Annotated in this window: 13 protein-coding genes and 6 pseudogenes; 14 read left to right on the top strand and 5 right to left on the bottom strand. The window is 71.5% G+C overall.

What is annotated here, in order from left to right; translation table 11 throughout:
- The 4 genes and pseudogenes from ACFYP3_RS34705 to ACFYP3_RS34720 all read left to right on the top strand — a co-directional run.
- Positions 1-662, top strand: a pseudogene (locus ACFYP3_RS34705) (IS5 family transposase); the annotation flags it as partial.
- A 441-nt stretch (positions 663-1,103) separates the two neighbouring features.
- Positions 1,104-1,661 (top strand): hypothetical protein, encoded by a 558-nt coding sequence (locus ACFYP3_RS34710; RefSeq protein ID WP_388841672.1) that lies wholly within the window; start codon positions 1,104-1,106, stop codon positions 1,659-1,661.
- Between the two features lie 207 nt (positions 1,662-1,868).
- Entirely contained in the window at positions 1,869-4,397 is a 2,529-nt protein-coding gene (locus ACFYP3_RS34715) for a SpoIIE family protein phosphatase (protein WP_388841675.1), read from the top strand.
- Between the two features lie 83 nt (positions 4,398-4,480).
- Positions 4,481-4,722, top strand: a pseudogene (locus ACFYP3_RS34720) (winged helix-turn-helix transcriptional regulator); the annotation flags it as partial.
- Between the two features lie 697 nt (positions 4,723-5,419).
- Here ACFYP3_RS34720 and ACFYP3_RS34725 read toward each other — a convergent pair.
- Complete coding sequence (locus tag ACFYP3_RS34725; RefSeq protein WP_388841678.1) at positions 5,420-6,256, bottom strand: PhzF family phenazine biosynthesis protein; 837 nt, start codon at positions 6,254-6,256, stop codon at positions 5,420-5,422.
- A 145-nt stretch (positions 6,257-6,401) separates the two neighbouring features.
- Between ACFYP3_RS34725 and ACFYP3_RS34730 the strand changes: the two are divergent.
- Positions 6,402-6,615, top strand: a pseudogene (locus ACFYP3_RS34730) (hypothetical protein); the annotation flags it as partial.
- A gap of 414 nt (positions 6,616-7,029) precedes the next feature.
- On the opposite strand, the gene ACFYP3_RS34735 reads toward ACFYP3_RS34730, so the two are convergent.
- Positions 7,030-7,947, bottom strand: a complete 918-nt coding sequence (locus ACFYP3_RS34735) for a LysR family transcriptional regulator (protein ID WP_388841681.1) — start codon at positions 7,945-7,947, stop codon at positions 7,030-7,032.
- 70 nt (positions 7,948-8,017) lie between these two features.
- On the opposite strand from ACFYP3_RS34735, the gene ACFYP3_RS34740 reads away from it, so the two are divergent.
- The 6 genes and pseudogenes from ACFYP3_RS34740 to ACFYP3_RS34765 all read left to right on the top strand — a co-directional run bounded on the left by ACFYP3_RS34740 (position 8,018) and on the right by ACFYP3_RS34765 (position 12,704).
- A complete protein-coding gene (locus tag ACFYP3_RS34740) occupies positions 8,018-8,974 on the top strand; it encodes a DMT family transporter (protein WP_388841683.1) in 957 nt (318 codons plus the stop codon).
- Positions 8,975-9,205: 231 nt separating this feature from the next.
- A pseudogene (locus tag ACFYP3_RS34745) lies at positions 9,206-9,682 on the top strand (transposase); the annotation flags it as partial.
- A 293-nt stretch (positions 9,683-9,975) separates the two neighbouring features.
- Complete coding sequence (panD, locus tag ACFYP3_RS34750) at positions 9,976-10,395, top strand: aspartate 1-decarboxylase (protein ID WP_388841686.1); 420 nt, start codon at positions 9,976-9,978, stop codon at positions 10,393-10,395.
- Between the two features lie 15 nt (positions 10,396-10,410).
- Positions 10,411-10,770, top strand: coding sequence for a GNAT family N-acetyltransferase (locus ACFYP3_RS34755; RefSeq protein WP_388841689.1), 360 nt, complete (start codon positions 10,411-10,413; stop codon positions 10,768-10,770).
- Positions 10,767-11,465 (top strand): aspartate/glutamate racemase family protein, encoded by a 699-nt coding sequence (locus tag ACFYP3_RS34760; RefSeq protein WP_388841692.1) that lies wholly within the window; start codon positions 10,767-10,769, stop codon positions 11,463-11,465. Before ACFYP3_RS34755 ends, ACFYP3_RS34760 begins: the two co-directional genes overlap by 4 nt.
- A gap of 259 nt (positions 11,466-11,724) precedes the next feature.
- Positions 11,725-12,704, top strand: a pseudogene (locus ACFYP3_RS34765) (IS5 family transposase).
- 29 nt (positions 12,705-12,733) lie between these two features.
- Here the strand turns inward: ACFYP3_RS34765 and gndA are convergent.
- Positions 12,734-14,179 carry an NADP-dependent phosphogluconate dehydrogenase gene (gndA, locus tag ACFYP3_RS34770; protein ID WP_388841695.1) on the bottom strand — a complete coding sequence of 482 codons (1,446 nt, stop codon included), beginning with the start codon at positions 14,177-14,179 and terminating at the stop codon, positions 12,734-12,736.
- Between the two features lie 195 nt (positions 14,180-14,374).
- Between gndA and ACFYP3_RS34775 the strand changes: the two genes are divergently transcribed.
- Positions 14,375-15,676 (top strand): transglycosylase family protein, encoded by a 1,302-nt coding sequence (locus tag ACFYP3_RS34775; protein ID WP_388841698.1) that lies wholly within the window; start codon positions 14,375-14,377, stop codon positions 15,674-15,676.
- Positions 15,677-15,772: 96 nt separating this feature from the next.
- Here ACFYP3_RS34775 and ACFYP3_RS34780 read toward each other — a convergent pair.
- Positions 15,773-16,513, bottom strand: a pseudogene (locus tag ACFYP3_RS34780) (DMT family transporter); the annotation flags it as partial.
- A 293-nt stretch (positions 16,514-16,806) separates the two neighbouring features.
- On the opposite strand from ACFYP3_RS34780, the gene ACFYP3_RS34785 reads away from it, so the two are divergent.
- Complete coding sequence (locus ACFYP3_RS34785) at positions 16,807-18,294, top strand: SDR family NAD(P)-dependent oxidoreductase (RefSeq protein ID WP_388841701.1); 1,488 nt, start codon at positions 16,807-16,809, stop codon at positions 18,292-18,294.
- A 50-nt stretch (positions 18,295-18,344) separates the two neighbouring features.
- On the opposite strand, the gene ACFYP3_RS34790 is transcribed toward ACFYP3_RS34785, so the two are convergent.
- On the bottom strand, positions 18,345-18,854 hold the full coding sequence (locus tag ACFYP3_RS34790) for a hypothetical protein (RefSeq protein ID WP_388841704.1): 510 nt from the start codon (positions 18,852-18,854) through the stop codon (positions 18,345-18,347).
- A gap of 281 nt (positions 18,855-19,135) precedes the next feature.
- Between ACFYP3_RS34790 and ACFYP3_RS34795 the strand changes: the two genes are divergently transcribed.
- The gene (locus ACFYP3_RS34795; protein ID WP_189969287.1) at positions 19,136-19,309 is read left to right on the top strand and encodes a hypothetical protein; all 174 of its coding nucleotides are present in this window, start codon (positions 19,136-19,138) and stop codon (positions 19,307-19,309) included.
- Positions 19,310-19,400: the final 91 nt, after the last annotated feature.

Here is a 19,400-nt window from a genome sequence, read left to right on the forward strand (position 1 = left end):
CGGCTGCGGAAATGGGCCGCCGACGGCACCTGGGAGAAGGTCTTCACCGCCCTGCTGGCCCAGGCCGACGCCGAAGGCGACCTCGAGTGGGTCGTCGCCGTCGACTCCACGATCGTCCGCGCTCACCAGCACGCCGCCGGGGCCCGTCAAAAGGGGCCCCGGCGGGCGAGCCGGCCGACCATGCCCTCGGCCGCTCCCGCGGCGGACTGACCACCAAGATCCACCTCGCCGCGGACGGCCACTGCCGACCGCTGGCGTTCGTCATCACCCCTGGCCAGGCGGGCGACGCACCGGCGTTCCCGCAGGTCATGGCTCGGTTGCGAGTGCCCCGCCGAATCGGCCGCCCAAGGATCACGCCGGACGCGGTCCTGGCCGACAAGGCCTATTCGTCCCGGGCGATCCGCCGTCATCTGCAGCGGCGCGGGATCCGGGCGGTGATCCCGCAACCGGCTGACCAGGCCGCCAACCGCAAGCGGCTCGGCCAAGTCGGCGGCCGCCCGCCTGCCTTCGACCGCGAGGCCTACAAACAGCGAAACACCGTCGAACGGTGCATCAACAAGCTCAAGCAGTGGCGCGGCCTGGCCACTCGCTACGACAAGACCGCCACCATCTACCTCGCCGGACTCCACCTCGCCGCCATCTTCATCTGGTCAGCGAGGTGATCCGAAGGAAACGGCCTAGTGACCGGGTTTTAAGGTGTGGGCTCGCCCCATGAGTCGTGTTCTGTTTCAGATCATGTGGGTCCGGTGTCCTCATGGCATCGGCGATAACAGGCTGCCACCACTGGTGCTGTCGGAAACTGAGCAGCTGACACTGCAGAGCTGGGCCAGACGGCGCCCCTCTCGGCGAGACGGACTGCGCGACGGCTCGTGAACACCCGCCTGCGTCTGGCGATCACAGAACGGCGACATGCCCGTCCCGACGCCCCCGCCACCCCGGCTGGCGGGCGAGACTGCTTCCCGCCCGCCCGTCTAGGCGCCCGGCCGCGCCCACTCCGATCGAGGGAAACAATGTCCAGAACGCCCATCGCACTGGCCTCGCTGACGTCGCTGGCCGCGGCTGCCGCACTGCTGGCGACTGGCTGTGCGGGAAGGGCCGACGGCGTGGAAGCCAGCGGCTGCCGGGACGACGGAGGCTGGTCAGCGCAGCAACAGGCGCAGTGGCTGCGCTCCGCCGTGTCATTCGACGAGGACGCGTCCGCCGAGGAGGCAGTCGTCGAGGTCCGCCCGCGCGGCACGGCCGACGGCCGGCCGCTGTGCGCACCAGTCACCGTGCAGGTCCAGTTCTGGCGGCTCACCACCACGGCGTCGGGCAGCGAACTGACTCCGGCTCTTCGCGTGCAACTGGGCACGGACGGAAGCGAGAAGCGGCTCTTCGGGTTCCCGCCGGGCCTCTCCGCTGCGGAACGCGACGCCTGCACCGGCGTCCTCATGGCCGTCTACGCCGGCACCCCCCTGACCGCCGATGAACTGCCGGAAGGAATCGGCCGCCTAGGCGGCGACGGGGCACCGGAGGTGACGTTCCGGACCGACCGGCTCGCTGCTTACCGGCTGATTCCGCCGCCGGACCGGGCGCGGTGTGAGGCGGACACCGGGGCGGCGGAAAGTGCCACGACCGCCCCCTCCGCCACCTCAAACCCATGGGGCCTCGACCATCGATGAGCGGCCCCGGCGAGGCCCGCGGAGTCACAGCAGGGCAGGAGCCGTCTCCCAGCCCTCACGACACACGATCACGCGCCGGAGCTGGCCTGTCTGCGGCCGGCAACGCCTGCCGTAGAGCGGAGTACCTGCTGTCGTGGGCCCGGGCGCCTTCGACGTCCGTCCAGGTCACGGGAGCGACAGCGCCTACTCGGGCGGGTCCGGCGCACAATGAGTACTAACACTGGTGCCGTGGAGAAGGATGAACCCGTGGACGAGCGCAGGGCCGCATCGGTGACCCGGGGCGCCGCCGCAGCCGCGGCGGACGCCGGAGGGCTGGTCACCGCGTGGAGCGACGCGGCCCGCCGCCTGCTCGGCTTCGAGCCCGGGGACGTGATCGGCTGCTCCGTGGCGGATCTGCTGGCCGAACCACTGCCGGTCGATGCCCTGCGCAGCCTCGCCGAGCCGGACGAGTGGAGCGGTACGGTCGTGGTGCAGCACCGGGACGGCCACCCCGTCGAAGTGCGGCTGGACGCGCACCCGCTGCTCGACGGGGCCGGTGCCGTCCACTGGTTTCTCACGGCCACCGTGCCAGAGCCGGCGGCGCAGCTGCAGAAGTGGGCCCTGGAGCAGTTCCCTGTCCCGGTGGCCCTCTTCGACCAGGACGGGCTCGCGGTGTCCACCAACTCCGCGATGGAGGGGGTGATGGGTAGGCCCTCCAGGGGTCTGCTCGGCCGTCGGGTGGGCGAATCGGTCGACGGCCTGCGGCGCCTCCCCGGCTTCGAGGGCCTCGGTGACGCGGTGCAGCGGGTCCTGCGCACGGGCGAGACCATGCCTTACGAGGCCTGGCTACATGCCCCCGGCGAGCCCCGCGAACACGCCTGGCTGGTGTCCCTCAGCCCGCTGAAGGACAATGCGGGCCGGATACGAGGCTTGTGTCTGGCGGCCATGGACAGTACAGAGCAGTTCCTCGCCCGGCGCAGACTGAGCGTCCTCAACGAGTCCGGCGTCAGGATCGGCTCCACCCTCGACGTGACCCGCACCGCCGAGGAACTGGCCGAGGTGTACACGGCGCACTTCGCTGACTTCGCTCTCGTGGACCTGCTGGAGTCCGCGCTGGCCGGGGACGAGACGGGCGTCATGCCCGAGGCCGCGCCCGTCTTCCGTCGCACCGCCTGCCGGTCCGTGCTAGAGGGCTGTCCCGAGGTGACGATCCCCGTCGGTGCCACGCACGGCTACCGCAAGGACTCGCCGCAGGGACGCGTGCTGACGGACGGCCGCGGTCTGTTCCACGCCGTCGACGAAGCCGGGCGGCGATGGTGGGCCGCGGACTCCCCTGACAGTGTCCGAAGCATCGACACCCACGGCATCCATACCCTGTTGGTGGTGCCGCTGCGGGCCCGCGGCATCACGCTCGGCCTGGCGATCCTCGGCCGCCACCGGACACCGGAACCCTTCGACGACGACGATCTGCTGCTCGCCAAGGAACTCGCAGCACGTGCGGCGGTGTGTGTCGACAACGCCCGCCGCTACACACGGGAACGCGACACGGCGCTCGCCCTCCAGCGCAGTCTGCTCCCGCAGCACGCACCCAGACAGGCGGCCGTAGAGGTCGCATCCCGTTACCGGCCAGCGATCTCCCGCGCCGGCATCGGCGGCGACTGGTTCGATGTCATCCCCCTATCCGGAGCCCGGGTGGCCCTCGTCGTGGGCGACGTCGTCGGCCACGGGGTGCAGGCGTCCGCCACCATGGGTCGGCTCCGCACCGCCGTACGCACCCTCGCCGACGTCGACCTCGCCCCCGACGAACTGCTCACCCAGCTCGACGACATCGTCCTGCGCCTGGACTCCGAGCGGACACAGGATGCCGCCGAGGAACCACCGAGCCCGGGCGAGGTCGGAGCCACCTGCCTCTACGCCGTCTACGACCCCGTCTCACGCCGCTGTACCATGGCCCGCGCCGGTCACCCTGTCCCGGCCATGGTCACCCCTGACGGCAAGGTCTCCTTCCTCGACCTGCCGGTAGGACCCCCCTTGGGGCTGGGCGGTCTGCCGTTCGAAACCGCGGAGTTCGACATCTCCGAGGGCAGCATCCTCGCCCTCTACACTGATGGCCTCGTCCACGCCCCCGACCGCGACCTCGACGACGGACTCGCGATGCTCCGCCGGGCTCTCGGCGGCCCCGGCCGTGCGCTGGAGGAGATCTGTGACGGAGTCCTGCGAAGTCTGGTGCCCGACCGGCCCGCCGACGACATCGCCCTCCTCGTGGTCCGTACCCGTGCGCTCGAAGCGAGCCGGGTCGCCGCCTGGGACGTACCCGCGGACCCTTCCTCCGTCGCCCGCGCCCGTGCACTGGCCTGCGAGCAACTGGCCACCTGGCACCTGGAGGACCTCGGCTTCGTTACCGAACTCGTCGTCAGCGAACTCGTCACCAACGCCATCCGTTACGGCGGATCCCCCATCCAACTGCGCCTGATCCTTGACACAGCGCTCATCTGCGAGGTCTCGGACTCCAGCAGCACGGCCCCCCACATGCGCCGGGCCCGCGTCTTCGACGAGGGAGGCCGCGGTCTCCTGCTCGTCGCCCAGCTCACCCAGCGCTGGGGCAGCCGCCACACCCGCACGGGCAAGACGATCTGGGCCGAGCAGGCCCTGCCCACCGAACGCGCGGAGAACGGGGCCTCAGGCACCGTAAGCGACACAGGATCCAGCCGAGGCGCCGTAGGCGGTGGTGGGGAAAAGCCACTCGCGCGGCGATGAGCTCCGTCGTGCGCCGGGTCCATGTGGACGGAGATGCGTTTCCAACCCCTGGAACATTCAGAAGATGTATGGGCAAAATGATCATGCACGCCGACCTCCCCGGCGTCAGCACGGACGTCCTGGCCTCCCGCCGCAAGGACGTGGAGCGCGAGGGCCTGGTCACCCGCCGCCGGCTTCCGCCTCTTGGCGCCGGGTACGTCTACGAACTCACCGACGTGGCCGGTATTTGCTCCGGGTGCTCACCGCCCTCGCGGAATGGGGCGCATCCGCTCTGGGCGAGCCCCAGCCCACCGATGCGGTGCGGGAGCACTGGTTCGCTGTGCCCGACGCCCCGCATCGCCCGTGATTCCGCCTCAGTCCTGGGTGGCACCGTCGAGGCAGTGCGCAACGGTCGGAGTACAGGATCAGGCGGGGGCCACCCGTGCGTCCGGTGAATGCCCAGGTGAGCGACCAAGTCGAGTCCCGTTCGGACCTGGACACGAGAAACCGTATTCCTATCGGTCATGAGGACGGTTCTGTTCGATGGGGGTGCCTGGTCGGGTGATCTTGTCGCCCGCCGCACTGGCACGCCGCCGGGGCGGCCGGGCGCTGCTCACGGTTCCCCGGCGAGCTCGGCCGTCACGAGGCGTGGCAGCGTGCAACTCGCCGTGGACACCAGCGACCCAGGACCCGGCGGAAACCGGTCTTGCTGTCAGAGGTTTTGACAGGCCGTGATCAGGGTCATCAGGGTGTGCGGGCGAGCGGTGACCCGACGATCGGGTTCCTGAAGGCGGACGTGGCGCGGTTTTGCGCCGGCCTGGATGATCTGGCTGTGCCGTTCCTACTCGGATCCTGGTGTCGACCGCGCCCCTCAGCCGGGTCGGGGCCGAGGGCACCGAGGAGCCGACAGCCGTCGGAGTACCAGAAGGGGAGGCGGGAACGGTCGCGGACCCGGATGCCGAAGCGGACGGCGACGGGGACGCGGGCGCCAGGGAAGACGCCGCCGCAGGGGTCCCGCGGTTACAGTCGCCGCGGGCGGACCGTCAGACGCGCAGGGTCGCCTCCAGGACGGTGACCGCGTGCCCGGTGAGCAGGACACGGTCCGCCCGCAGCTCCGTACTGACCAGGCCGGTGCGGGCGGACGCCTGGAATCCGATGAGGACGCCGGACCTGCCCAGCCGCGCCGCCCAGTAGGGGGCGAGCGCCGTGTGGGCGCTGCCGGTCACCGGGTCCTCGGGGATGCCGTTGGCGGGCACGAAGAAGCGGGAGACGAAGTCGTAGCCGGACCCCGGCGCGGCCGCAGCGGCGGTGACGATGACCCCCCACAGTTCCTCGCGCCTGGTCAGGGCCGCGATCGCCCCGAGGTCGGGGCGCAGCCCCCGTACGGCCGCCTCGTTGGGCAGCACGGTCAGGAGATGGCCCAGGGCGCCGGTACGGAAGGTCGCCTCGGGCCGCAGCCCCAGTGCCTTGGCGAGGCCGCCGGGGACGGGGACCTCGATGGCCGGCGCGGCCGGGAAGTCCAGGATGATCTCCCCCTCCTTCCCGGCATGCGCGATGAGCAGGCCGTGGAAGCGGCTGCGGAACCGCACCGACCCGCTGGCCGGCAGCAGCCCGTCCCGTTCCAGCGAGTGCGCCGTGGCCAAAGTGGCATGGCCGCACAGGCCGACCTCGACGGTCGGGGTGAACCAGCGGATCTCCCAATCGGCCTCGCCCCCGGCCGGCAGCGGCAGGGCGAAGGCCGTCTCCGCGTGGTTAAGTTCCGCGGCGATCTGCTGCAGCCGCGTGTCGTCCGGCCACTCCCCGGCCGGGAGCAGACAGACACCGGCGGGGTTTCCGGCGAAGGGTTGGGTGGTGAAGGCGTCTACGATCTGGATTTGCATGCCGCGAAACTTAGCGAGGCCAACCGTCACCAAAGGAAGGCCAATTCCGCGAAAGTGGCCCGCCTGTCCTGCCCGTCCGGCGGGGCTCTCGTCAGTCGAGGGGCTTGCCGTGCCGAAGTTGAAGGCAGTCACGGCCAAGTGGAAGCGGTGCTTCGACGAGGGCGGCCGCGGTCTGCTGCTCGTTGCCCAGCTCACCCAGCGCTGGGGCAGCCGCCACACGCACGGGCGAGACGATCTGGGCCGAGCAGACCCGGCCCGCCCGGACCAGGGAAGACGAGCCGAAGCGTGCTGGAACCGAGGAGCCGTCCGGCCCGGGCGCCGTGGGCGGTGCGGAGAAGGAGCCATTCGCGCGACGATGAGTTCCCGCCGTGGGCCCCTGCACCGGTCCGTCGCGAGGGCGGTGAGCTACCCCCGAGGGCTTTGTGCCCCGGGTGGGCAGCCCCCTCGGAAAGGGGCGCGGTCGGCAAGGACGGCGGGGGCACCACTGTCGGCGATGCGGAACGCACCGGGCAGAACGGGACGCCGGGTTGCGAGCGCAGGGCGTCGCGCAATCCGGATTCGCAGGCTCCAGGACGCCGCGCGCGACCGCGCTTGTCAGTACGTTCTGACATGCGCGGAACATCTTCACTTGAGGGTGCCATCGTTTGTGTGAAGCCGGTTCCGGGCCGCTACTTCGCGGGCGACGCCGGTGGACGAGGGTTCCGGCGGTGGTCTCCCGCGGCGGGGCCGGGTGCGGTGAACGGCGTCGGGTCCGGTCGGCGGCCCGGCAGCGGTCAGTCCGGGTGCAGGGCTTCGGCTCGCTCCTGGAGGGCTTCGAGCAGTGCGCGCACGGGTGGTGTAGGTGGCGTGCCTGGTGCGGTGTAGACGCCGATGCGGCGCTTGGCGGTGGGCGTGACGGGCAGGGCGCGGGTGTCGTTCCGGTCCTCGACGGCCAGGAAAGGGATGATGGCGATTCCGACTCCCGCCGCGACGAGCGCCTGCATGAAGCGGAAATCGCTGGAGCGACAGACCACCTTGGGCGTGATGCCGTGCGCGGAGGTGAGTGCGTCGACCGCGTCTCCTGGCAGGTCCCATCCGTGAATCCATGCTTCGTCGGCGACGTCTTCGAGACGGGCCGCTCGGCGCGAGGCGAGTCGGTGGTCGGCGGGTACAACCAAGCGCAGGTCATCGTGCAGGAGCGGGTGGTAGGTGCAGCGGGCTGCGGCGTCCTTCCAGCTCGGTGGGGGAAGCCTGGTGTTGAAGTGGTAGACGAGGGCCATGTCAGCGCGGCCGTCACCGAGGGCGGCCAGAGCCTCAGTGGGTTCGGATTCGATCACCGTTGTGTCGACGTGGGTGTCGCGTCGCGCCGCGAGTGCTGCCAGTGCGGGCGCGAGTAGGAAGGCGCCGGCGCTGGGGAAAGTGGCGACGGTCACCGTGGGCGGGCCCTGGTCGCGCAGCTGGGCCAGTGTCCGGTGGGCCCGGTGCAGTTCGCCGTGGACGGTGTCGGCGGTGCGCGCGAGGATCTGGCCCGCCGGGGTGAGGGTGACGCCTCGGGTGCTGCGTTCGAAGAGCCGCAACCCGGCGGCGCGTTCGAGGGCCGCCATCTGCTGGGAGACCGCTGACGGGGTCATGTGCAGTGCCTGGGCCGCGCGGGCGAAGCTCCCGCGGTGGGCCACCTCGCGGAACAGGACGAGCCGCTGCACCTCAATCATCAGTACCCCTTACTGCATAGTGAGCAATATCGTACTTCTGCTTACGACGCATCGCTGTCAGCGTGGCCGCATGATGTTCGATGCACGAGAACGCTCCGGGGCCGCCCTGGCTCTCGGGGCGGTATGCCTCGTCGGCGGGTCCGTCGCCGCTGTCACCCACCTTCACGGCTATCCGCTCCTCGGCGGGCAGGCCGTCCGCTACGGGCTCGCGACCGTGTTCCTGCTGGTCTGGGCCCGCATACGCAGGCACACCTTCATACGGCCCTCCCCGGCCCAGATGGCATGGGTCTTTCTGCTGGCCGCAACCGGGATGGCCGGGTACGGCGTCGTGCTCGTCTACGCCACCTCGATGACCTCGCCGGGCAACGTCGGTGTCGCGTTGGGCGCCGCACCTTTGATCATCGTCCTGGTCCAGTCCCTGCTCGCTCAGGTGCGTCCCTCCCTGAGTCTGATGGCCGGGGCCCTGTGTGTGGCCTGCGGGTCCGCAGTGGCACAGCTGTCCACCGGCGGCACAGTGCAGTGGAGCGCCCAGGGCTTCGCGTGGTCGTGCCTGGCCCTCACCGGAGTGTGCGCGGTCACACTGCTCGGTGCGCCCGCCACCAAGGCGCTCGGATCGCTGACCGCCATCACCTACGCGTGCGCACTCGCCTCGGGCATGCTTTTCCTGACCGCCGTGATCACGGGCTTGGTGACCGGGACCCCTGTGCTGACGCGACCGAGCGGCGCCGAGCTCTCGGCACTGGCCTTCCTCGCCCTCGGCGTGACCATGGTCGTCTTCCTGATGTGGTACGGGGCCGTCGAGCGGCTCGGCACCGGCCGGACCGGCCTCTTCAACGGCCTCATCCCCCTGGCCTCACTTTTGGCCCTGTCCGTGACCGGCACGGCAACCGCCTCCCTCAACCAGATCGCGGGAGCCGCGCTCGTCCTCATCGGCGTCGCCTTCGGACTCCGGGTCAGGAAACGGGACACCCCACCCCCCAGGGCGGCCGCGGCCGAGCACGTGACGGGCGCCCGCCCCCATGGCTGATGCACTCCCCGGGCCGCCTTGTGACGGGCGGACCGGGGAAGCGACGGACGCACCTGGCTTGTCCCGGGACTCTCCTGGCCCCAGCCCCGACCCCCGGCCGCTGTGGAACAGCCCACCCACCCCCCAGACGCAGAAGCCCTCGACCCCGGCCGTGGGAGGGTGGGTTGAGGCCGGTCGGTTCGCGCTTGCTGCGGGACTGTAAAAGAAACGGTGTAACTCCGATCATGGAGGATTGCACCTGTGACCAGCGAGAACCCGGCGAAACCGTCCGAGGCCGGGGCCGCATCGGCGGGCGTGGATGACCGGTTCCTGAACGAGCGCGTGGCCCGGGCTCAGGCCGAGGGCCTGCAGCTGACGGGCGAGGGAGGGCGGGCTGCTCCAGCAGCTGACGAAGCGGCTGCTGGAGTCCGCTCCCGAGGGCGAGATGTGGACCATCTCGGCTATGACCGGCACGATCCGGCCGGGAAGAACTGCGGCAACGGCAACTCGAGGAACGGCAAACGCTCCAAGACGCTCGTCACCGATGTCGGTCCGGTCGAGATCGACGTGCCTCGGGACCGTGAGGGAGCGTTCGAGCCGCAGAGCGTCAACAAGCGTCAGCGCCAGCTGACCGGCGTCGACGAGATGGTCCTGTCGCTCTCGGCGAAGGGCCTGACCCACGGCGAGATCTCCGCCCACCTGGCCGAGGTCTACGGCGCGGAGGTCGCCTTCCAGAACTTGCGTGCCTGCCTGGGGCTCATCTCGACCATGGCATAAGTGCCCTGCGGTCTCAGGGTGATGTCGTCCGGTGTCCGTCGCATGCGCCCGACGGGGCTGTCCGATTCGACGCCTGGTCGGCGGCGCCGCAACAGCCTGGCCCGCACGGATGCCCAGGTAGGGAGCCTTCTCGGCAGCGGGAATCGATGTTCCTTTCAATCTTCGATCTAACGCGTGTCAGTGTAAAGTGAGACCGCCCCTGACCTGCAGAAAGCCGGCAGGGAGCCGTCTTTTAGGAGTTCAAATTGCTGCGCACCATGCTCAAGTCCAAGATCCACCGGGCTACCGTCACCCAGGCCGACCTGCACTACGTCGGCTCCGTGACCGTCGACGCCGATCTGCTGGATGCGGCGGATCTGCTGCCCGGGGAGCTCGTCCACATCGTGGACATCACCAACGGCGCCCGGCTGGAGACCTACGTCATCGAGGGTGAGCGCGGGTCCGGGGTCATCGGGATCAACGGGGCCGCGGCCCATCTGGTGCACCCCGGGGACCTGGTCATCCTCATCAGCTACGCACAGGTCGAGGACGCGGAGGCCCGGGCGCTGAAGCCCCGCGTCGTGCACGTGGACGGCGACAACCGGATCATCGAGCTGGGCGCGGATCCCTCCGCCCCGGTGCCGGGTACGGATCAGGAGCGCAGCCCCCACGCGGTGGCTGTCTGACGGGAGTCGGGGACCATGCCGCAGAACCAGAGCACACCGATCGAGTTCCGGGACGAGCGCAAGGCCGGGCGGCTGCTCGCCGTGGAGGACGGGGCGGTGGTCGGACACATCGCCTACTTCGTGCTCGCCGAGGCGCCCCACGCCCTGGTGGCGGTGCACACCGTCGTCGAGCCCGCCCACGAGGGCCGGGGCATCGCCGGGGGGCTGGTGCGGACCTTCTACGAGATCGCCGCCGCCGAGGGCGTGCCCGTGGTGCCGCTCTGCCCGTACGCGGCGAGCTGGGCCGCCAAGCACCCCGGCCTGGCGCCCGAGCCGGCCGCCGAGGTCGTGGCGGCGGCCAAGGCGCAGCTCGCAGCGGACTCCGACCTCTGGTGACGGACCCGGGCCTGGTCCTGCTGCACACCTCGCCCGTGCACGTCCCCGTCTTCGACGCGCTGCGCGACCGGCACCACCCGGGGGCCGTACTGCGGCACCTGGTGGCGCCGGAGCTGCTGGAACGGGCCCGCGCCGAAGGGCCCGGGGCAGTGGCCCCGGCTCTCCTGGCCCTGCTCGCCGCCGCCGCGGGGCCCGCGCCCGTGCTCGTCACCTGCTCGACCATCGGCGCGACCGCGGAGTCGCTGGCTCCGGAGCTCGGTGCCCCCGTGCTGCGGGTGGACCGGCCGATGGCGGCCGCCGCGGTGCGCACGGGCGCGCGGATCGCCGTACTGGCCGCCCTGGAGTCCACGCTCGCCCCGACGGCCGCGCTGCTGGCCGAGGAGGCGGGCGAGCAGGGGGCGGGCGGGCGGCGCGTGTCCGTCCGTACGCACCTGGTCGCCGGGGCCTGGGAGCGCTTCGAGGCGGGGGACACGGCCGGGTACCTGGCCCGGGTGGCCGCGGCCGCCGACGCCGTCACCGGCGCGGACGTCATCGTGCTCGCCCAGGCCTCCATGGCCGGGGCCGCCGCCCTCACCACGAACCCGGTCCCGGTCCTGTCCAGCCCGGCCCCGGGCCTCGCCGCCGGTCTGCGGCTGCGGCAGGACGCCCGTCAGGGGGCGTTGGGGGGCATACCCGCCGCGATCGCGGGAAACTGAACAGCATGGGACGAAACGTAGAGCAGACGCAGCCTCCGGTACCGGGGCCCGGGCCGGTCCCCGATCCGGAGCCCATGCCGCGGCCCGTGCCGCCGGTGCCCGGGCCGGTGCCCGAGCCGGACCCGGTCCCCCCGCCTCCGGGACCCGCGCCGATCCCCCAGCCCGGGCCCCTCAGCTAGGGCCTGTGTGATGTCGTGATCAGTTCCCGGGTTCTGGGTTCCGTCTTCCTCGTGAGGTGGAACCCGGTAGGACTGTGGTCGTGACACGTAGGCAACTCACCCATGCCCAGTGGAAGTTCATCAAGCCGTACCTTCCGATCGGTAGGTACGGTCCATACCCGGAGCGGTTGCGGGAACAGTTCGAGGGTGTGATCTGGCGGTTCCGCTCCAGTGGGCAGTGGCGGGAAATGCCAGCCGAGTTCGGCCCCTGGGCCACCGTCTACGGACGCTTCCGCGTCTGGCGGGACGCCGGTGTCTTCACCGCTCTGCTCGAAGGCCTGATCGCGGAGGGGGCCCGGGTGGGCAGAGTGGACTTGTCACTGGTCAGCGTGGACTCCACCACGGTCCGCGCTCACCAGGACGCGGCCGGAGTGCGCGTCAGCAAGCACCTCATGAAGGCTCTGGAGGAAGCCGTGCAGGAGCAGGAGACGGCACGGCAAAAGGGGGCGACGCGGAGGAACAGAACGGACAGGACGAGCGCGGGCGGATCCGACGCCGACGCAAGCTCCGCCTGAACGAAGCCCTGCTCGGCAGGTCCCGGGGCGGCCTCACGAGCAAGATTCATCTCGCCGCGGACCGCAGGTGCCGTCCGCTCGCACTGGTACTGACGGCTGGGCAGGCTGGGGACAGTCCGCAGTTCGTCCCTGTGCTCGCGAAGGTGAGAGTCCGTCTGCCCCTCGGCCGTCCCCGCGCGACGCCCGGCGCGGTCGCCGCGGACAAGGCCTACTCGTCTCGCGGCAATCGCTCCTACCTGCGCAAACGCGGAATCAAGGCCGTCATCCCGGAGAAACGAGACCAAGCCGCCAACCGGAGGAAGAAGGGCGCGCGAGGCGGCCGACCGATCAGCCACGACGCCGACCTCTACAAGGAGCGGAACACCGTCGAGCGCCTGATCAACAAGCTGAAGGCCTGGCGAGGGATCGCTACCCGCTACGACAAAACCCCAGGCAGCTACCTCGCTGGCCTCCACCTCCGCGCCGCCATGATCTGGATCGACGACCTCCTCAAACCCGCCGACTGATCACGACATCACACAGGCCCTAGGCGGCGTCAGTCCGTCCGGACCTCCGAGCGGTCGCCGCTCCAGAGGGTGTGGAACGACCCCTCGCGGTCGATCCTTCGGTAGGTGTGCGCCCCGAAGAAGTCCCGCTGCCCCTGGGTGAGGGCCGCCGGCAGCCGTTCGGCGCGCAGGGCGTCGTAGTAGGCGAGCGAGGCCGCGAACGCCGGGACCGGGATGCCCTGGCCCACGGCGGTCGCGATCACCGCGCGCCAGTCCTCCTGTGCCGCGCCGATCTCGTCCGCGAAGCCCGGGTCGGCCAGCAGGCTCGGAAGGTCCGGCCGCGCGTCGTACGCAGCCCGGATGCGGTCGAGGAACGCGGCCCGGATGATGCAGCCGCCGCGCCACAGCGAGGCCATCGCACCCAGGTCAATGCCCCAGTCGTACTCCTCGCTGCCCGCGCGGATCTGGTGGAAGCCCTGGGTGTACGAGACGATCTTCGACGCGTACAGCGCCTGCTCCACCTGCGCGGCGAAGGCCTCCGCCGCCTCCGGCGCGAGCGCGGCGGCGCTCGGGCCGGCCAGCCCGCGGGCGGCCGTCCGCAGGTCCGCGTGGCCGGAGACGGCCCGGGCGAAGACCGCCTCGGCGATCCCCGACACCGGCACCCCCAGGTCCAGGGCGATCTGCACGGTCCAGCGGCCGGTGCCCTTCTGCTCGGCGGCGTCGGCCACGACGTCGACGAACGGGCGGCCGGTGGCGGCGTCCGTGTGCGCGAGCACCTCCGCCGTGATCTCGATCAGGTACGAGTCCAGGCGTCCCCGGTTCCAGCCCCGGAAGGTCTCCGCGATCTGCGCGGGGGAGTAGCCCGCGACCTCGCGCAGCAGGTGGTAGGCCTCGGCGATCAGCTGCATGTCGGCGTACTCGATGCCGTTGTGCACCATCTTGACGAAGTGTCCGGCGCCGTCGGGGCCCACGTGCGAGGTGCACGGCGTGCCGTCTTCGGCCTTCGCGGCGATCTTCTCCAGCATCGGGCCGAGTGACGCCCACGACTCCTCCGAGCCGCCGGGCATGATGCTCGGGCCGAGGAGCGCGCCCTCCTCGCCGCCGGAGATGCCCACGCCCACGAAGTGGATGCCCTGCTCGCGCAGCTCCCTCTCGCGCCGCCGGGTGTCCTCGAAGTGGGCGTTGCCGCCGTCGATGATGACGTCGCCCTCCTCCAGGAGGGGGGCGAACTCGTGGATCACGGCGTCGGTCGGCGCCCCGGCCTTCACCATGATGACGATGCGGCGGGGGCGCTCCAGCGCGTCGACGAACTCCTTCGCCGACCCGGCGGCCACGAAGGTGCCTTCGTGCCCGAATTCCTCCACCAGGGCCGTGGTCTTGGCGGTGGTCCGGTTGTGTACGGCCACCGTGAATCCGTTGCGGGCGAAGTTCCGGGCGAGGTTGCTGCCCATGACGGCGAGCCCGGTGACGCCGATCTGGGCTGTGCTGGTGCTCATCGTTGCGCTCCTGCGTGCTTCGGTGTGCTTTCCGTGTGCGGGACTGCCGACGCTACCGCCACGCGGCCGCGTGTGGATCACCCGACGGGCAACACACCGTCAAGTACCGCCGACGAGCGCCCCGTTGCGCCCCTTGTCATGCCCTGTTCGCAACGTTAGGTTGTGCGGTTCCTGATGTCTTCCAGGGGGGCTCCCATGGGTGTACGGGGCCGGCACCGCCGGTATCAGCCGAGCAGCATCAACCGGGCCTCGCTGGCCGTCACGGCCGGCGGCGCGGGGATGGCGCTCCCGTTCATCGGCGCCGGGGTCGCCCACGCGGCGACCGTGGACACGTGGGACGAGGTCGCCGCGTGCGAGTCCACCAACAACTGGCGGATCAACACCGGGAACGGCTACTACGGCGGCCTCCAGTTCAGCCAGAGCACCTGGCGGGCCTTCGGCGGCGCCGCCTACGCCCCGCGCGCCGACCTGGCCACCAAGGACCAGCAGATCGCGGTCGCGGAGAAGGTCCTGAAGGGCCAGGGACCCGGGGCGTGGCCGCAGTGCGGCAAGAAGGCGGGCCTGACCCGCAGCGGTCCGGCGCCGGCCGTCGGCGCGCAGGCGCCGTCGCAGCCCAGGGCGCAGTCCGCGGCGCAGCCCCAGGCCGTGGCGGCGTCCCAGCCGGTGCGGACGGCGGCGCCGGGCCAGGGCGCCACGCCCCGTCCGACGGGGACCTCCGTCCTGCCCAACCCGTACGTCGTCGCGCCCGGCGACTCGCTCTCCGCCATCGCCACCGAGCAGCGCGTCGACGGAGGCTGGCAGGCGCTCTACGAGACCAACCGGGCCACCGTGGGCGCCAACCCGAACCTGATCTTCCCCGGCCAGCGGCTGACCCTGCGGATCACCGCCGCACCGGCGAAGCCGCCGACGGAACCGTCGACGCCGCCGCCCGCCAGGCAGGACCCCGAGAAGCCGCCGCGGACCGCCGAGCCCGTGAAGCCCGTGGAACCGGCGGCCGAGAAGCCCGCGCCGAAACCGGCCGAAAAACCAGCCGAAAAACCGGCCGAGAAGCCCGCGCCGAAGCCCGCCTCAGCGCAGCAGAAGCCGGATGCGGGCGGTTTCTCCGCCCCCGTCGACGCCTCCCTCGGCACCGCGTACCGCGTCTCTGGCTCCCACTGGTCCAGCGGCTACCACACGGGCGTCGACTTCCCCGTGGCGACCGGCACCACCGTCAAGTCGGTCGGACCCGGCCAGGTCGTCTCCGCCGGCTGGGCGGGCGCCTACGGCTACCAGGTGGTCATCAAGCACACCGACGGCCGGTACTCCCAGTACGCCCACCTCTCGGCCCTCGCGGTCAAGGCCGGCCAGCAGGTCTCCGGAGGCCAGCGGATCGGCCGCTCCGGCTCGACCGGCAACACCACCGGCCCGCACCTGCACTTCGAGATGCGCACGGGCCCCGGCTACGGCTCCGACATCGACCCGCTGAAGTACCTCCGGGGTCACGGAGTCCGCATCTGACCCCCGCACGTGCGGGGGCACGGCCGTGAGCAGGACCAGCCCGGCCGCCGCCACGAGGGCGCTGGCCACCGCCGCGGCGGTGCCGGCGGCCCCGTACCGGAAGCCCTCGTCGAACAGCGTGATGCCGACCGTCGCCGCGACCACCGGGTTGACCACCGTCACGGTGGCCAGGGGCGCGGTCAGTCCCGCGCCGCGGTAGGCCGCCTGCGACAGCAGCAGGCCGACCGTCGCCAGCGCCGCGATCGCCACGAGGTCGGGCCACAGTCCGCCCAGCGTCCCGGGGGCGACGTTCTCGGCCACCGACTTGGTGAACACGGAGGCCATGCCGAAGGCCGTACCGGCCGCCGCGGCCAGCAGCACGCTGTGCAGCACCGCCCGGCGCATCCTGTGCGCCGCCACGAACAGCACCGCCACCACCGCCCCGGTCACGGCCAGCAGCACGTTCCGCTCGCCGCCCGCCAGGGCCTGCTCCGCCCGACCGGCCCCGCCGGTCAGCGCCAGCAGCCCGGCGAGGCCCACCGTGGCCAGCACCGCCCCGCGCCAGGCCGCCCTGCCCGCCCGGCGCCGAACGAACACGGCCGCCAGGGGCAGGGCGAAGACGATGGTGAGCGCGCCCAGCGGCTGCACCAGGCTGAGCGGCCCGTACGCGAGGGCCACCACGTGCAGCAGCGCGCCGAGGCCGTTCAGTCCCACCGCCACCCACCAGCCGGCACGCCGCAGCGGGAGGTAGGGCCGGTCCGGCGTGCTCGCCGCGACCCGTTCCTGGACGATCGCGCCACCCGCGTACGCCAGGGCGGACACGAGACAGAGCAGGACCGCCGGCGCCAGTGCACTCATAAGGTCCACAATGCCCGACCCATCTGCGCTATTCCTCCGCCCACAGGTGGTCACCGGTCATACTCCCGACGTAGTACGGGAGTACGCCGGAGTGGCCCTCCCCGCGCGGGGACGACGACCCCCGAGGCGCCCGCGAGTCACCGCGCCAACCCCCTGAGGTGACCACCCGCTCGCGGTCCGTGAGGATTCCGGGATCGGGTTTGGCTCCGGGCGCGTGGGATCCGTACAGTTCCCCTTTTGAGGACTTCCGCAGCAGGCGGATGCGGACGAGTGATCAAGGGAACGCAGCGGCCATGACGGTGACCGAAGAAAGCCGACAGCAGGGGCACGCCTACGGGCCGGGCATCGACCCCGAGCGGCTGGCGCTCTGCCTCAGCGTGCTCGAAGAGCTGGACAAGATCGACGTCGACCACCCCGACGCCATCGCCGTCCGCCGCGCCACCGCCGGCGTCTACCGTACGGTCAAGCAGCGCCGCCGCCAGGAGCGCCGCGCCGCGAAGACCGCCAACGACAAGGCCGTCACCGAGGCCACCGCCACCGGCTCCGCCGAGCGCATCGACGACGAGACCGAGGGCATCCTGCCCTCCTCGGTCACCGAGGCCGGCCGGATCGCCGGGATACTCCAGCGCCCGCGCTCCTGCTACGTCTGCAAGACGCGCTACGTCGAGGTCGACTACTTCTACCACCAGCTCTGCCCCGAGTGCGCCGCCGAGAACCGCGCCAGGCGCGAGGCCCGCACCGACCTCACCGGCAAGCGCGCGCTGCTCACGGGCGGCCGGGCCAAGATCGGCATGTACATCGCGCTGCGGCTGCTGCGCGACGGCGCCCACACCACGATCACCACCCGCTTCCCCAAGGACGCCATCCGCCGCTTCAAGGCGATGGAGGACTCGGCGGAGTGGATGCACCGCCTGGAGGTCGTCGGCATCGACCTGCGCGACCCCGCCCAGGCCGTGGCCCTCGCCGACCAGGTGGCCGGCGCCGGTCCGCTCGACATCCTGATCAACAACGCGACGCAGACCGTGCGCCGCCTGCCCAGCGCCTACGCGGCGCTGGTCGAGGGGGAGGCCGCCCCGCTGCCCGCCGGTGAGCTCCCCGCCCACCAGGTCATCGGCGCCTTCAACTCCGGCGCGGTCGACGGCCTGGCGGCGCTGCCCGTCGGGGTGAGCGGGCTCGAAGCGCAGAAGGTCGCCGACCTCGCGCTGGTCGCGGGCAACGCCAGCCTGGAGCGGCACCTCGCCGGCACCGCCATCGACGCGGGCGGCCTGCTGCCCGACGTCGTCGAGAGCAACACCTGGGTGCAGACCATCGACCAGATCTCCCCGGTCGAGCTGCTGGAAACCCAGCTGTGCAACTACACGTCGCCGTTCATCCTGATCAGCGCCCTGCGCCCGGCCATGGCGGAGGCCGCCCGGAAGGCGGCCAGCGGGCGTGCGTACGTCGTCAACGTCTCGGCGATGGAGGGCGTCTTCAGCCGTGGCTACAAGGGCGCGGGCCACCCGAACACCAACGCGGCCAAGGCCGCGATGAACATGGTGACGCGGACCAGCGGCCAGGAGATGTTCCAGACCGACCGCATCCTGATGACCTCGGTCGACACCGGCTGGATCACCGACGAGCGCCCGCACTTCGACAAGCTGCGCCTCGCCGAGGAGGGCTTCCACGCCCCGCTCGACCTGGTCGACGGCGCGGCCCGGGTCTACGACCCGATCGTCCGCGGCGAGCTCGGCGAAGACCTGTTCGGCGTCTTCCTGAAGGACTACGCCCCGGCGAACTGGTGACCTGACCGCGCGGCCACCCCGCTCATGGGCCGTCCCTCCGGACCGTCCCGCTAAGGGAGGCCCCAGGCGGACCTTCTCGACCCCCTCGGTGCACCGAGGGGGTCGATCGCGTTCCGGGCGGACCCGACCCGGCAGGCCCCGGCCGCGACCAGGTCCAGCAGCGGCAGCCAGTCCTCCAGCACACCCGCGTCCAGGCCCGCGGCGGCGGCCGAGTCCCGGGCGTGGCGCAGGGAGGCCACCGCCTCGGCGTCGGGGCCGACGCCGTCGTCGCCGAGGGCGCCCGACAGCCGTACCAGGCGGGCCACCCGCCGGCCCAGCAGAGGGCGGATCGCCTCCGCCGCCACCCCGAGGGTAACCGTCCCGTCACTCAGACGGAGCAGCCGGCCGATGTCCTGGAGCAGGCCCGCGAGCTGCAGTTCCTTGTCGGAGGGGTGCGAGCGGCGCAGCAGGGCCGCGGTCCGCAGGCCCCGGTCGTCGGGGCTGCCGCGCAGGAGCTCCATCAACTCCAGCACGCTTGTGACGTACGGGACTTGAGCTTCGGGCACCCAGGACTTCGCCACCGCCGACCCCCTCCGTCACACCCTGCTCGTCCGGGGTCGAGCAGATCACCCGCCACCCACCCGCAGCCCGACGACTTGCTGAACCAGGAGCGAAAGTAAGAGGGCGCAGCGGATTTTGCCTTCCGATCGAGCGGAGGTCCGCTCATATGTGTACTGTGGGGCATCAAGACGGCCCCCATCCGGGCCGCGCTCCACTAAGGCGCCACCGCGTCCGGAAACCCTTTATCCCTTGCCCGGCTCGCGGTCCGCTTGCCGGGTTGCGCGACGCAAAGGAGTGCGCGGTGACTGAGAAGACCAAGCCCGAACCCACGGTCATGGAGCGGACGGCGACGCGGGCGAAGCCCCGTACCGACGAACTCGGCAGCCTGGAGGTCTGGGCCCGCTCCGCCCCGATCCGACTGGCCGGCTACGAGGACGACCTGGCGGAAGCGCACATCCTGCCGGGTATCGACTAGTGACCTGAGTCAGAGGTTTGTCGTTGGTTGGGGTATGAGTCGTCCTGGCCCGAAGATTCCGCCGTTGTCGGTGACCGATGTCCAGCGTGCT

Origin of the sequence: Streptomyces sp. NPDC005533, assembly GCF_042871845.1 — a bacterium.
Taxonomy (GTDB): domain Bacteria; phylum Actinomycetota; class Actinomycetes; order Streptomycetales; family Streptomycetaceae; genus Streptomyces.

Bases quoted from the DNA above. Each gene is read 5' to 3' on its own strand.
- ACFYP3_RS34715 (WP_388841675.1), top strand. From the start codon at position 1,869: ATGAGTACTAACACTGGTGCCGTGGAGAAGGATGAACCCGTGGACGAG.
- ACFYP3_RS34725 (WP_388841678.1), bottom strand. From the start codon at position 6,256: ATGCAAATCCAGATCGTAGACGCCTTCACCACCCAACCCTTCGCCGGA.
- ACFYP3_RS34735 (WP_388841681.1), bottom strand. From the start codon at position 7,947: ATGATTGAGGTGCAGCGGCTCGTCCTGTTCCGCGAGGTGGCCCACCGC.
- ACFYP3_RS34740 (WP_388841683.1), top strand. From the start codon at position 8,018: ATGATGTTCGATGCACGAGAACGCTCCGGGGCCGCCCTGGCTCTCGGG.
- ACFYP3_RS34755 (WP_388841689.1), top strand. From the start codon at position 10,411: ATGCCGCAGAACCAGAGCACACCGATCGAGTTCCGGGACGAGCGCAAG.
- gndA (WP_388841695.1), bottom strand. From the start codon at position 14,179: ATGAGCACCAGCACAGCCCAGATCGGCGTCACCGGGCTCGCCGTCATG.
- ACFYP3_RS34775 (WP_388841698.1), top strand. From the start codon at position 14,375: ATGGGTGTACGGGGCCGGCACCGCCGGTATCAGCCGAGCAGCATCAAC.
- ACFYP3_RS34785 (WP_388841701.1), top strand. From the start codon at position 16,807: ATGACGGTGACCGAAGAAAGCCGACAGCAGGGGCACGCCTACGGGCCG.